This window comes from Kitasatospora sp. NPDC058444 (genome assembly GCF_042721415.1).
In the GTDB taxonomy this organism is placed as follows: Bacteria; Actinomycetota; Actinomycetes; order Streptomycetales; family Streptomycetaceae; genus Kitasatospora.
Map to the genome: position 1 here is coordinate 307,615 of NZ_JBHXLL010000005.1, position 12,758 is coordinate 320,372.

10 protein-coding genes and 1 riboswitch are annotated in these 12,758 nt (G+C 74.4%); of the genes, 6 read left to right on the forward strand and 4 right to left on the reverse strand.

The window, feature by feature from the left end; translation table 11 throughout:
* The first annotated feature begins 60 nt into the window (after window positions 1-60).
* From ACFWP2_RS08890 to ACFWP2_RS08905, 4 genes are all read left to right on the forward strand, one after another.
* A complete protein-coding gene (locus ACFWP2_RS08890) occupies window positions 61-1,290 on the forward strand; it encodes a sugar kinase (protein ID WP_380449565.1) in 1,230 nt (409 codons plus the stop codon).
* A gap of 31 nt (window positions 1,291-1,321) precedes the next feature.
* Window positions 1,322-2,071 (forward strand): IclR family transcriptional regulator, encoded by a 750-nt coding sequence (locus ACFWP2_RS08895; RefSeq protein WP_380449566.1) that lies wholly within the window; start codon window positions 1,322-1,324, stop codon window positions 2,069-2,071.
* A 27-nt stretch (window positions 2,072-2,098) separates the two neighbouring features.
* Complete coding sequence (locus tag ACFWP2_RS08900) at window positions 2,099-2,563, forward strand: RidA family protein (RefSeq protein WP_380449567.1); 465 nt, start codon at window positions 2,099-2,101, stop codon at window positions 2,561-2,563.
* 128 nt (window positions 2,564-2,691) lie between these two features.
* Window positions 2,692-3,411: a DUF2470 domain-containing protein gene (locus ACFWP2_RS08905; RefSeq protein WP_380449568.1), complete on the forward strand. Its 720-nt coding sequence runs from the start codon at window positions 2,692-2,694 to the stop codon at window positions 3,409-3,411.
* Between the two features lie 68 nt (window positions 3,412-3,479).
* On the opposite strand, the gene ACFWP2_RS08910 is transcribed toward ACFWP2_RS08905, so the two are convergent.
* The gene (locus ACFWP2_RS08910) at window positions 3,480-5,030 is read right to left on the reverse strand and encodes an APC family permease (RefSeq protein ID WP_380449569.1); all 1,551 of its coding nucleotides are present in this window, start codon (window positions 5,028-5,030) and stop codon (window positions 3,480-3,482) included.
* 449 nt (window positions 5,031-5,479) lie between these two features.
* Window positions 5,480-6,445, reverse strand: coding sequence for a peptidoglycan DD-metalloendopeptidase family protein (locus ACFWP2_RS08915; RefSeq protein WP_380449570.1), 966 nt, complete (start codon window positions 6,443-6,445; stop codon window positions 5,480-5,482).
* A 2-nt stretch (window positions 6,446-6,447) separates the two neighbouring features.
* A riboswitch (cyclic di-AMP (ydaO/yuaA leader) is annotated at window positions 6,448-6,585 on the reverse strand.
* A gap of 354 nt (window positions 6,586-6,939) precedes the next feature.
* On the opposite strand from ACFWP2_RS08915, the gene ACFWP2_RS08920 reads away from it, so the two are divergent.
* Entirely contained in the window at window positions 6,940-8,481 is a 1,542-nt protein-coding gene (locus ACFWP2_RS08920) for an MFS transporter (protein ID WP_380449571.1), read from the forward strand.
* A 24-nt stretch (window positions 8,482-8,505) separates the two neighbouring features.
* Here ACFWP2_RS08920 and purB read toward each other — a convergent pair whose 3' ends face one another.
* Window positions 8,506-9,936, reverse strand: coding sequence for an adenylosuccinate lyase (gene purB / locus ACFWP2_RS08925; RefSeq protein ID WP_380449572.1), 1,431 nt, complete (start codon window positions 9,934-9,936; stop codon window positions 8,506-8,508).
* A gap of 118 nt (window positions 9,937-10,054) precedes the next feature.
* Here purB and ACFWP2_RS08930 point away from each other — a divergent pair, with 118 nt between their 5' ends.
* Window positions 10,055-12,244, forward strand: a complete 2,190-nt coding sequence (locus ACFWP2_RS08930; protein ID WP_380449573.1) for a HelD family protein — start codon at window positions 10,055-10,057, stop codon at window positions 12,242-12,244.
* Window positions 12,245-12,285: 41 nt separating this feature from the next.
* Here the strand turns inward: ACFWP2_RS08930 and ACFWP2_RS08935 are convergent, their stop codons facing one another.
* The gene (locus tag ACFWP2_RS08935; protein WP_360353628.1) at window positions 12,286-12,741 is read right to left on the reverse strand and encodes a MarR family transcriptional regulator; all 456 of its coding nucleotides are present in this window, start codon (window positions 12,739-12,741) and stop codon (window positions 12,286-12,288) included.
* Between the last annotated feature and the right edge of the window lie 17 nt (window positions 12,742-12,758).

Here is a 12,758-nt window from a genome sequence, read left to right on the forward strand (position 1 = left end):
GCGGAGCCGACCCGGTGGGCCCGCTCTCGACGGAACCGCCGCAGACGAGGAGCCCCGCACATGCCGCGACAGGACACCCAGGGCCCGACCCGCCCCGGTCCTCCCCCGACGGCCGTGTGCGTGGGCGAGTCGATGGCCGTCCTGCTGCCGGACCGCCCGGGCCCGCTGGAGTCGGTGGAGGGCTTCCGGCTCTCGGTCGGCGGCGCCGAGTCCAACGTGGCGGGCGCCCTGGCGGCGCACGGCGTGCCGACCGCCTGGATCAGCCGGGTCGGCGACGACGGCTTCGGCCGCCGGCTGCTCACCGAGGTCGCCGCCCGCGGCGTGGACGTCTCGGCGGTCGCGGTCGACCCGCACCGCCCGACCGGCCTCTACCTCAAGGAGGTCGGCGGAAGCACCGGCGACCGCCACGACCTCGGGCCCGGCCGCAGCCGGCTGCACTACCACCGGCGCGGCTCGGCGGCCGCCGCGCTCTCCCCCGAACTGCTCGCCGACCCGGCCGCCGCCGCGCTGCTGGCCGGCGCCCGGCTGCTGCACCTGTCCGGCATCACCGCCGCGCTCTCCGACGACTGCCTGGCCCTGCTGCGCACCCTGCTCGCCGACCGCCGCCCGCACCGCCTGGTCAGCTTCGACCTCAACTGGCGCCCCTCGCTCTGGCGCGAGCGCGATCCTGCCGTGCTGCCGCCGCTGCTGGACGCCGCCGACCTGCTGCTGCTCGGCTCCGACGAGGCCGAGGCCGCCTTCGGCACCGGTGACCCGGCCGCCCTGCGCCGCCGCTTCCCCGCCCCGGCCACCCTCGTGGTCAAGGACGCCGCCCGGCAGGTGACCGCCCTGGACCGGGACGGTACGGCGGTCACCGAGCCGGCCCTCACGGTCGAGGTGGTGGAGGCGACCGGCGCGGGTGACGCCTTCGCGGCCGGCTACCTGGCCGGCACCCTCCGGGGCCTGGACCAGCGGCGCCGGCTGCGGCTCGGCCACCTGAGCGCCGCCTGCGCGCTGACCACCCACGGCGACCAGGCCGAGCTGCCGGACGCCGCCGTGGTGGCCGCGCTGCTCGACGCCTCCCCCGCCCAGTGGGCCGCCACCCGGGTCACCGCGGCGGGCATCACCGGCCCGGCCCTGCCCACCGGCGGCGCGCACCCGGCCGGCCGGACACCGCCCGCCGCGCCGGCGCCTTCCGCCGCGCCGACACCGCCCGCCGCACCGACGGCGTCCGCCGCACCGACGGCGTCCGCGCACCGGACACCGTCCGCAGGCCCGGCACCGTCGGCGGACCGGGCCCGGGCACAATGAGCAGGACCCCCAGCCCTCGAAGCGGAGCACGATGAGCCAGACCGTCACCCGCGCCCTGCGCATCCTCGCCGAGCTCGGCGAGGGCGAGCGTTCCCTCGACCAGCTCGCCGAGGTGCTCGGCGTCCACAAGACGACCGTGCTGCGACTGCTCCAGAGCCTCGAAGAGGAACGATTCGTCTATCGCGACGCGAACTATCGCTACCACCTGGGCGCCGGCCTCTTCGCACTCTCCGGCCTGGCCCTGGAGCAGCGCGGCGTGCGCCGGATCGCCGCCCCGCACCTGGCCGAACTGAACGCCGCCACCGGCCAGACCGTGCACCTGGCCGCCTACGAGGGCGGCGAGGTGGTCTACATCGACAAGTTCGACTCCCGCCACCCGGTGCGGATGTACTCCCGGATCGGCCTGCGCGCCGCCCTGCACAGCGCCGCCGTCTCCAAGGTGCTGCTGGCCGACCTGCCGCTGCCCGAGCGGCGCCGGGTGGTGGCCGGGATCGACTTCACCCCGCACACCGAACGCACCCTGACCACCCCCGAGGCCCTGCTCGCCGAGCTGGAGAAGGTCGCCGCCCAGGGCTGGGCGCAGGACCACGCCGAGCACGAGGCCTTCATCAACTGCGTGGCCGCGCCCGTCCGGGACGCCAGCGGCCGGGTGGTCGCCGCCGCCTCGATCTCCGTCCCGGACGTGGTCCTGCCGTACGAGCAGGTGCTGGACCTGCTCCCGCAGCTGCTCGCCACCACCCGCGCCGTCTCGGCCGACTGCGGCCGCCCCGACCACAACTGACGCACCGTCAATTCGACAAGGAACCCGATGACCTCCGAGCACCCCCAGACCTCCGGGAAGACCCGGACCCCCGAGGAGGCCCAGACCTCCGAGAAGGCCGAGATCCGCACCGACGGCGCCCCCGCCCCCGCCTGGATGTTCTCCCAGGGCGTCCGCAAGGGCCCGATCCTCCAGGTCTCCGGCCAGGGCCCGCAGGACCCGGCCACCGGCGAGTACCTGCACCACGGCGACGTGAAGGCGCAGACCCGCCGCACCCTGGAGAACGTCAAGGCCATCGTCGAGGCCGGCGGCGCCACCATCGAGGACGTGGTGATGTTCCGCGTCTACCTGACCAAGCGCGCCGACTTCCCGCTGATGAACGAGGTCTACGCCGAGTTCATCGGCGAGAACATCAAGCCCGGCGGCGTGAAGCCGTGCCGCACCACCGTCTTCGTCGAGCTGCCGCAGGAGCCGATGCTGGTCGAGATCGACGCCCAGGCCGTCGTCGGCTGACGCACCACCACAGCGAGGGACCCGGACGCGCCTGCGGCGTCCGGGCCCCTCGCCGGTCCGGCGGCCCGCTTGCCACACCCCCACTCGCACATTAGGTTAGGCTCACCTAACTTACTGGAGGTCCGCCCATGAGCCTGCCCACCGGCGACACCGAGGTCCCCGAGCCCACCACCGCCGAACGGATCCACAGCCTGCTCAGCGCGACCTCCTCGCTCACCGTCCGCGCCCTCGGCGAGCACCACCACCTGGACACCCCGGTCTCCGTGCACGGCTCCCGGCTGCGGCTGCGCACCGCCCTGGACGACCCGCTCACCACGGCCGTCGCCGGCGCCGCCGACGGCCTCGCCGTCGTCCTGGACGTCACCGACGTCGCCCCCGTCGCCGTCCGCGACCGGGTCCGCGCCCGCCTCACCATGGCCGGCCGGCTGCGGCTGGCCCACCTCGCCGACGACGGCCTCAGCGTGCACCTGCGGGTGGACGTCGCCCATGCCGTCCTCGCCACCCCGTACGGCACCGGCGCGATCACCGGTGCCGACCTCGCGCTCGCCGAGCCCGACCCGCTGGCCCGGCACGAGGCCGCGCTGCTCACCCACTTCGCCGACGACCACGCCGAGGCACTCGACGTCCTCACCCGGCTGCTCGACCCGGTCGTGCTCGTCCACGCCCCCGACGTCCGCCCGCTCGCCCTGGACCGCTACGGCCTGGTCCTGCGCCTGGACCACCCGCACGGCCACCGCGACGTCCGCCTGGTCTTCCCCGAACCGGCCCGGGACACCGACGACTTCGGCCACCGGATGCACGATCTGCTGGCCGCCGCCCAGTACGGACTGCCGGTCCACCGTCGCTGAACCCCTGGCGCGCCGCACCACCACCCGCACCGCCACACCGCCACACCGCTGAACGCCACACCGCCCGGTCACCGCTCGACCGCGTCCTCCAGCACCACCCGCCCGATCCGCGCGTACAGCTCCGGCCGCCACCGGCGCACCGCGAGCGCCAGCCCGATCCCGCCCGCGAACACCCCGATCACCAGGAACGGGATCAGCCGGAACAGCAGCGTGTGCGCCGCCGCCCCGGCCGCGGTGTCCTTGTTGAGCACCAGCAGCACCACCACCCCGGCCATCGCCACCCCGCCCACCAACGGCGCGACCAGCGTCCGGAACCAGTGCGCCGTCTCCGGATGCCGCCCCCGCACGTGGAAGTACCCGACCACGGCGAAGGAGCAGAGCGTCTGCACGACCAGGATCGCCATCGTCCCGAGCAGCGCCAGCAGCGTGTACAGGTGCGCGTACGGGTCCATCCCGGCCGCCAGGAACCCCGCCACCAGCCCCACCGCGATCACCGACTGCACCACCGAGGCGACGTGCGGCGAGCCGTGCCGCGCATGGGTGCGGCCGAGCGCCGGGTGCAGCAGCCCCTCTCGGCCGATCGCGTACAGGTACCGGGCCGCGCACTGGTGGAAGGCCATCGCGCAGGCGAACGACCCGGTGACGACCAGCCATTGGAACACCGTCACCGCCCAGGCGCCCAGGTGCACGCCGAGCGGGTCGAAGAACAGGCTGTTGCCCTCCTTGCCCGGCACCGCCCCGCTCGCCACCGCGACCGCCTGCTCGACCCCGTTGCCGGACACGATCATCCAGGACACGAAGACGTAGAGCAGCCCGACGCCGACCACCGACACCATCGTCGCCCGCGGCACCACCCGCTTGGGATCGCGGGACTCCTCGCCGTACATCGCGGTGGACTCGAACCCCACCCAGGACCAGAACGCGAAGAACAGTCCGAGCCCGGCCGCCGAAGCGCCCGAACTCCCCACCCCCTTCAGCGCGTTCAGCGGGTTCAGGGACCGGACCAGGAGCCCGTCCGGCCCGCCGCCGGAGCACAGCACCGCCAGCGAGACCGCACTCAGCACCCCGATCTCCAGCACCAGCGCGACCCCGAGCACCCTGGCCGTCAGGTGCAGGTCGAACCAGCCCATCACACCGATCACCGCCGCCCCGAACAGCGCGTACCAGCCCCAGCCCAGGTCCACCCCCAGCTGCGAACGGACCAGCCCGCGCAGCGAGTACGCGAAGAAGCCGAGCGCCGCGGCCTCGGTGACGACGTACGCGAGCACCGCGAGCAGCCCCGAGGCCATCCCGACCACCCGGCCCAGCCCGTGCGAGACGTAGCCGTAGAACGCGCCGGCCGCGGTGATGTGACGGGCCATCGCCACGTACCCGACCGAGAACACCGTCAGCACCACCGTCGCCACGATGTACGCGGCGGGCGCGCCGGCACCGTTGCCCTGCCCGACGATGATCGGCAGGTTGCCGGTCATCGCGGTGATCGGGGCGGCGGTGGCGAGCGCCATGAACACCACGCCGACCAGGCCGACCGAGTCCGCCTTCAGCCGGTCGACGCCGCCCGTCCCGGGCCGCTCCCGCCCTGCCGTCTCCCCCGCCACGTCCCCGCTCCGGACCGCCATCCGGCCTCCTCGCCTCGCGGACGCGCGCGACCGCCGGACCGGCCGGGCGCTGACCGTCCGCCAGCATGGCGCGCCGACGACCCCCGCGCGGCCCGCGAAAACCCGCCGGAGCAGCCGGGTTGACGCCGCGTTCGACCGTTCGAACGACGCTCCGGAGCCGGCCGAACGAGCTCGCGGACCGGCCGAACCGGCCCGGCCGAACCGGCCCGGCCGAACCGGCGCGGCCACGGCCGGGCCCACAGCCGGACAGCGGCCGGAAACGGGAGCGGCCGGCCCGGCCGCGCGAGGAGGTCCTCGTGCGGCCGGGCCGGCCTGGGCGTGTCCCGCGCCCATGTCCGCCGTGCGGCGATCACCCGGTCGAGCGGTCACCCGACATGACCATCCCGGAGGATCGATTCGCCCCGCAGCAGCGGTGGTTCCGGAAACCCTCGGGGCTCAGTGGCCCTGGGTCAGAGCGCGACGCCGTGGGCGCGCAGGTAGGTGACCGGGTTGATGTCCGAGCCGTACTCCGAGCCGTTGCGGATCTCGAAGTGCAGGTGCGGGCCGGTCACGTTGCCGGTGGCGCCGGAGAGGCCGATCTGCTGGCCGACGGTGACGGTCTGACCGATCTTCACACCGATCGAGGAGAGGTGCGCGTACTCGGCGTAGTGGCCGTCGGCGAGCTTGATCTCGACCTCGTTGCCGTAGGCACCGCCGTTGCCGGCCTTGACCACGACACCGTTGGCGACGGCGCGCAGCGGGGTGCCGGTGGAGGCGACGAAGTCCTGGCCGGTGTGGTGGCCGGAGGCCCACATGGAGCCGGCCACGCCGTAGGCGGTGCCGAGCTTCGGGTTGGCCAGCGGGGCGACGAAGCCGGAGGTGGCGGCGGCGACCGGAGTGGCGGTCACGACCGGGGCCGGAGCGGCGACCTGCACCTGGGTCTGGAGCTGGGCGGACGGCTTGGCGGCCTCGGTCTTCACCTGGACCTGGGCCTGCGGCGCGGCGGCCTGGGTCGCCGGGGCGGCCGGCTTGGCCGGAGCGGTCGGCTTGGCCGGAGCCGCGGGCTTGGCCGGAGCGGCGTCGGCGGACGGCGCGGCGGCGTGGCCCGGCAGCGCGAGCTGCTGGCCCGGGAAGATCAGGTCGGGGTTGGCACCGACGACCGAGCGGTTCTGCTCGAACAGCGCGTGCCAGCCGCCCTCGACGTTCTTGGCGTCGGCGATCTTGGACAGGGTGTCGCCGCTGACGACGCGGTAGCTCTCCTGCGCGGCCTGGGCGGCCGGGGCAGCGGCCTGCGCGACCGGGGCGGCCGGGGCGGTGTGGGCCTGGGCGCTCACCGCGGTGATGAGCGGGAGGGCGAAGGAGACACCGGTGACGGCGGTGGCGATGCCGATGCGGGCGGCGCGGGGCAGGGCGATACGACGAGCCTGAGCAGGCATGGAAGTTTCCTCTCCGACGCCTGCGAGGTGAGCTGTCGGGTTCGGGCTGGAGTTGCCCGGCCGCATGCGCGGCTTCACCCCTAGCCGGCCCTGGACGCCCGCGCCCTGAGGCGCGAACTCCGGTCCGGCGACTTACCTGTGGGTCCCCCGCTCCTGCCGTACAGAGTTCGTTTCGAACCACCGGGCAGCGGCAGGACTCGGCGTTCCACCCGGTGGATCCGTCCGGACTGGCCGGGCGGTCGCTGAACTAAAACCCATCCGTTCGGGTGAAGCAATGTCGATCTCTTGAATCGGCAACCATCCCCCCTGCCCCCGTGACCCTCCGCAGGCCGAAGGGCACAGTGCGTACACAATCCATTCACGCCCCGCCACTGATCCACGACCCTGCGCCGAGATCGGCGACACTGCGCAGCCGGCCGTTCACTCAGGGCCGATCGTCAACACACCCACCGGTGACCCTTGTCACGTGCGCCTCGGCAGCGCAGGATTCGCCCGTGGCCACCTCCGAGGCCGGCACCCTGCGCCTGGGCACCGCGCAGGGTCGCTGGGTACTACTGGCGACGGTGCTCGGCTCCAGCATGGCGATGCTCGACGGCACCGTGGTGAACGTCGCCCTGCCCCGGATCGGCGCCGACCTCGGCGCCTCCCTGGCGTCCCTGCAATGGACCCTGAACTCCTATCTGCTCACCCTGGCGGGCCTGATCCTGCTCGGCGGCGCGCTCGGCGACCGGTACGGACGGCGCAAGGTCTTCCTGATCGGCGTGGTCTGGTTCGCCGTCGCCTCCGCGGCCTGCGCCGCCGCACCGAACATCCACGTGCTGATCGCCGCCCGCGCCGTGCAGGGCATCGGCGGGGCGCTGCTCACCCCCGGTTCGCTCGCCATGCTCCAGGCGGTCTTCCACCCCGACGACCGCTCGGCGGCGGTCGGCCTCTGGTCCGGCCTCGGCGGGGTGTCGGCGGCGGTCGGCCCCTTCCTCGGCGGCTGGCTGGTGGACGGCCCCGGCTGGCGCTGGATCTTCCTGCTGAACCTGCCGCTCGCCGCCGCGGTGATCGCGGTCGCCGGCCGGTCGGTGCCGGAGAGCCGGGACGAGACCGCCACCGGCCGCTTCGACGTGCTGGGCGCCGTGCTCGCCGCCCTCGCCCTCGGCGCGATCACCTACGCGCTGACCGCGGCCGGCGAGGGCCTGTCCCCCGCGGTCTGGGTCAGCGGGGTGATCGGGGTGGTGCTCGGCCTCGCCTTCGTGACCGTCGAACGCCGCGCGCCCGAACCGATGCTGCCGCTCGGACTGTTCTCCTCCCGGCTGTTCACCGCGGTGAACCTGGTCACCCTGTGCGTGTACGCGGCGTTCAGCGGCGTCTTCTTCCTGCTGGTGGTGCAGCTCCAGATCGTGTCCGGGTTCTCGCCGCTGGTCTCGGGCTTCGCGCTGGTGCCGATCACCGTGCTGATGCTGCTGCTGTCCGCGCGCGCCGGGCGCCTCGGCAAGCGGATCGGCCCGCGCATCCCGCTGACCGTCGGCCCCCTGCTGTGCGCCGCCGGGGTGCTGCTGATGCTGCGCATCGGCCCCGACTCCTCCTACTGGGTGGACGTGCTGCCCGCCGTCACGGTGATGGGCTGCGGGATGACGCTGCTGGTCGCACCGCTGACGGCGACCGTGCTGGCCGCCGTCGAGGTCCGGCACGCCGGCATCGCCAGCGGGGTCAACAACGCCGCCGCCCGCGCGGCCGGCCTGCTCGCGGTGGCCGCCCTGCCGGCGCTGGCCGGGCTGAGCGGCGACGCCTACCGGGTGCCCTCCTCGGTCGACTCCGCCTTCCACACCGCGATGCTGATCTGCGCGGGCCTCCTGGTGGCCGGCGGGCTGATCGCCTCCGCGACCGTACGGGGCAATGTGCTCGCCCCCGAGGAGCAGCCGGTGGCCGAGCCGAACTGCGACTGGCCGTGCGGCCCCACCACCCCGCCGCTCGACCCGGGCCACGTCCCCACGACGCGCGAGGGCCCCGCCACCGGTTCGGCGGCAGGGCCCCAGGCTCAGAACTGACCGTACGTCAGAGGGTGCGGTCCGTCAGAGAATGTCGGCCGGCGCGTACTTGGCGGCCTCCGGGTAGGCGGCCGCGACGGCCTCCACCTGGCGGACGACCTCGGCGACCTGGGCACCGGCCGCGCCGGTGAAGGACAGCTTGTCGGCCAGCAGCGCGTCCAGCGCGGCCCGGTCCAGCGGGATCCGCTCGTCGGCGGCCAGCCGGTCCAGCAGCTCGTTCTCCCGGGCGCCCGCGCGCATCGCCAGCGCGGAGGCGACGGCGTGCTCCTTGATGACCTCGTGCCCGGTCTCCCGGCCGACGCCCGCGCGCACCGCGCCCATCAGCACCTTGGTGGTGGCGAGGAACGGCAGGTAGCGGTCCAGCTCGGTCTCGATCACGGCGGGGAAGGCGCCGAACTCGTCGAGGACGGTGAGGAAGGTCTCCAGCAGGCCGTCGAAGGCGAAGAACGCGTCCGGCAGCGCGACCCGGCGCACCACCGAGCAGGAGACGTCGCCCTCGTTCCACTGGTCACCGGCCAGCTCGCCGGTCATCGAGGCGTAGCCGCGCAGGATGACGGCGAGGCCGTTGACGCGCTCGCAGGAGCGGGTGTTCATCTTGTGGGGCATCGCGGAGGAGCCGACCTGGCCCTCCTTGAAGCCCTCCGTGACCAGCTCGTGGCCGGCCATCAGGCGGATGGTCTTGGCCAGGCTGGACGGCGCCGCGGCCAGCTGGACGAGGGCGGTGAGCACCTCGAAGTCCAGCGAGCGCGGGTAGACCTGGCCGACGCTGGTCAGCACGTGGTCGAAGCCGAGGTGCCCGGCGACCCGGCGCTCCAGCTCGGCCAGCTTCTCGGTGTCGCCGCCGAGCAGGTCCAGCATGTCCTGGGCGGTGCCGACCGGGCCCTTGATCCCGCGCAGCGGGTAGCGGGCGATCAGCTCCTCCAGGCGACGGAAGGCGACCAGCAGCTCGTCGGTGATCGAGGCGAACCGCTTGCCCAGGGTGGTGGCCTGCGCGGCCACGTTGTGCGAGCGGCCGGCCATGACCAGCTCAGAGTGCTGGGCGGACAGCTTGGCCAGGCGCACCAGCACGGCCACCGTGCGGTCGCGCACGTGCTCCAGGGACTGGCGGATCTGGAGCTGCTCGACGTTCTCGGTCAGGTCCCGGGAGGTCATGCCCTTGTGGATCTGCTCGTGCCCGGCGAGCTCGCTGAACTCCTCGATCCGGGCCTTCACGTCATGGCGGGTGACCCGCTCACGGGCGGCGATCGAGCCGAGGTCGACCTGGTCGATCACCCGCTCGTAGTCGGCGACGGCGCCGGCCGGCACCTCGACGCCGAGGTCCTGCTGGGCCTTCAGGACGGCGAGCCACAGGTGGCGCTCGAGGACCACCTTGTGCTCGGGGGACCACAGCTGGGCCAGGGTCGCCGAGGCGTACCGGGAGGCCAGGACATTGGGGATCTGGGGCTTCGCGCTCACGCTTCGCAAGAGTAACAGCCGAGGTCACGCCGAACGTCGGCGGCTGGGGTAGGCTGGGTCAATTGAGCGCCCTTCATATGGGGCCCCACAGCCTTCTCACCGCAAGGATACCACATCGATGAGCGAACTTCCAGCGGTCGCACAGGACCCCGGCGGCGCCCTCGCCGCGGCCCTGCGCACCGAGCAGGCCCACCTCACCCGGCTCTACGCCCGGCTGGACACCGTGCGCGAGCGGGCCCGCCGCACCGCCGAGGGCGCCCACGACGGAGCCTCCCCCGGCGGCACCCACCAGGCCCGGCTGGAGCGCGAGGTGCGCGCCCGCGAGGCCGCCCGCCGCGCGGCCCGGCTGGACGCGGTCGAGCGCGGCCTGTGCTTCGGCCGGCTCGACGAGCGCGACGGCACCGTCCACTACATCGGCCGCACCGGCCTGACCGACGAGTCGTACGAGCCGCTGCTGCTCGACTGGCGCACCCCGGCCGCCCGCCCCTTCTACACCGCGACCGCCACCCGCCCGGGCCCCGTCGTGCGCCGCCGCCACCTGCACACCCGGGGCCGCACCCTCACCGGGCTGGACGACGAGGCGCTGGACCTCGCCGGACTCGACGAGTCCGGCCGGCGCGGCCTGGTCGGCGAGGCCGCACTGCTCGCCGCCCTCGGCCGCGAGCGCACCGGGCGGATGGGCACCGCCGTCGCCACCATCCAGGCCGAACAGGACCGGGTGATCCGCTCCCCGCTGCCCGGCGCCCTGGTGGTCCAGGGCGGCCCCGGCACCGGCAAGACGCTGGCCGCCCTGCACCGTGCCGCCTACCTGCTGTTCACCCACCGCGCCGCACTCGAACGCCGGGGCGTGCTGGTGATCGGACCCAACCCCGGGTTCCTGCGGTACATCGACCAGGTGCTGCCCGCCCTCGGCGAGACCGAGGTGGTGCTGCGCACCGTCGGCGAACTCGTCCCCGGCGTCGCCGCCGCCGGCACCGACGCGCCGGCCACCGCCTTCGCCAAGGGCGGCCCCTGGATGTCCGACGTCCTCCGCCGAGCCCTGGCCGCCCACCAGACCGCCCCCGCCGACGGCCTGGACCTCGGCGAGGGGCTGCGGGTCTCCGCCCGGGCCTGCGCCGAGGCCCGGGACGCCGCCCGCGGCCTGCGACTGCCGCACAACCGGGCCCGCGGCTTCTACCTGGGCACCCTGCTCGACGCCCTCGCCATCGCCCAGGCGCTCGCCCTCGGCCGCCCCTACGACGACGAGGAGGCGCACTACGCCCCGCGCGAGCTGTGGGAACGACCGGACGTCCGCGCCGCGCTCGACCCGCTCTGGCCCCGGCTCACCCCCCAACAGCTGCTCGAACGACTGCTCACCGACCGGGAGTTGCTCACCGAGACGGCCCCCGAACAGACAGCCGCCCTGCTCCGCCCGCCCGGCTCCGACTGGACGGTCGAGGACGTCCCGCTGCTCGACGAGGCCGCCGAACTCCTCGGCACGGCAAGGGAGTCCACACCGAAGGACGAAGACCCGAACGAGGACACGGACGAGGACCCGGACGAGGACCCGGACGAAGACCCGGACGAGGACCCGGACGAACTCGCCTTCGCCCAGGGCGTGCTGACCATCACCGGACAGACCGACGACGCCCTGCTGGACTCCGCCGCCCTGGCCGAGCGCTTCCGCGACGACGGCCCGTACCGCTCCACCGCCGAACGCGCCGCGGCCGACCGCACCTGGGCGTACGGCCACGTCGTCGTGGACGAGGCGCAGGAGCTGTCCGCGATGGCCTGGCGCGCCGTCCTGCGGCGCGTGCCGACCAACTCGCTCACCATCGTGGGAGACCTCGCCCAGACCGGATCGCCCGCCGGCGCCCGCAGTTGGGCCGAGATGCTCGACCCGCACCTGCCCGGCCGCTGGCGCGAGGAACGGCTGACCGTCAACTACCGCACGCCGGAGCCCGTCATGGCCCTCGCCACCGCCGTCCTGCGCACCGCCGTCCCCGGCCACCGAGCGCCCGAGTCCATCCGCCCGGGCACCGAGCGGCCGCGCGCCGTCCCCGTCCCGGACGGCGACTTCGCCGCGGCGCTCACCCGGCTGCCCGGCGGCCCGGGCACCCTGGGCGTGGTCGCCCCGGACGGCCTGGCCGCGGAGCTGGGCGCGCTCACCGTCGCGGACGCCAAGGGGCTGGAGTTCGACGCGGTGGTCGTGGTCGAGCCCGCCGCACTCGCGCCGCGCGACCTCTACGTCGCACTGACCCGGGCCACCCGCTCCCTCACCCTGCTCCACCACCGGCCGCTGCCGCCGGAGTTCGCCGGGCTGCTCTGACCGGGACGGCCGTACGGGCGGCGCGTTCTACTGCGCGCGTTCTACTGCGCGCCGCCCGTACGGCCGGCCAGCACCGGCAGCACCTGGACGCAGATGGAGTGCAGCGCGATCCGCTGCTCGTCGTCCATCGCCTCGAAGGCCTGGTGGGTCCGGGCCATCTCGCCGCGGATGCGGTTCAGGATCTCCCGGCCCTCGGCCGTGATCACCACGATCTTCACCCGGCGGTCACCGGCCGCCGCCTCCCGGTTGGCCAGGCCCAGCGACTCCAGCCGGTCCACGATCCCGGTGACGTTCGACGCGTCGCAGCCCAGCCGGCCGGCCAGCGCCCGCATCGGCACCGGCTCCTGCACCGCGCCCAGCGCCTTGGCCTGCGAGGAGGAGAGCCCGTGCCGGGCCGCGGCCGCCGCGAAGTCCTGGAAGTACGCGGCACCGACGGCGGCCAACGCCTCCATCAACTCGGCGTTGGTCGGTACGGTCGTCGTCGCTGTCGAACCCATGGGGCCAGCGTACGGCC

Excerpts from the sequence above, each read along its gene's own strand:
- ACFWP2_RS08900 (WP_380449567.1), top strand. The coding sequence starts at position 2,099 with ATGACCTCCGAGCACCCCCAGACCTCCGGGAAGACCCGGACCCCCGAG.
- ACFWP2_RS08930 (WP_380449573.1), top strand. The coding sequence starts at position 10,055 with ATGAGCGAACTTCCAGCGGTCGCACAGGACCCCGGCGGCGCCCTCGCC.
- ACFWP2_RS08905 (WP_380449568.1), top strand. The coding sequence starts at position 2,692 with ATGAGCCTGCCCACCGGCGACACCGAGGTCCCCGAGCCCACCACCGCC.
- ACFWP2_RS08895 (WP_380449566.1), top strand. The coding sequence starts at position 1,322 with ATGAGCCAGACCGTCACCCGCGCCCTGCGCATCCTCGCCGAGCTCGGC.
- ACFWP2_RS08890 (WP_380449565.1), top strand. The coding sequence starts at position 61 with ATGCCGCGACAGGACACCCAGGGCCCGACCCGCCCCGGTCCTCCCCCG.
- ACFWP2_RS08910 (WP_380449569.1), bottom strand. The coding sequence starts at position 5,030 with ATGGCGGTCCGGAGCGGGGACGTGGCGGGGGAGACGGCAGGGCGGGAG.
- ACFWP2_RS08935 (WP_360353628.1), bottom strand. The coding sequence starts at position 12,741 with ATGGGTTCGACAGCGACGACGACCGTACCGACCAACGCCGAGTTGATG.
- ACFWP2_RS08915 (WP_380449570.1), bottom strand. The coding sequence starts at position 6,445 with ATGCCTGCTCAGGCTCGTCGTATCGCCCTGCCCCGCGCCGCCCGCATC.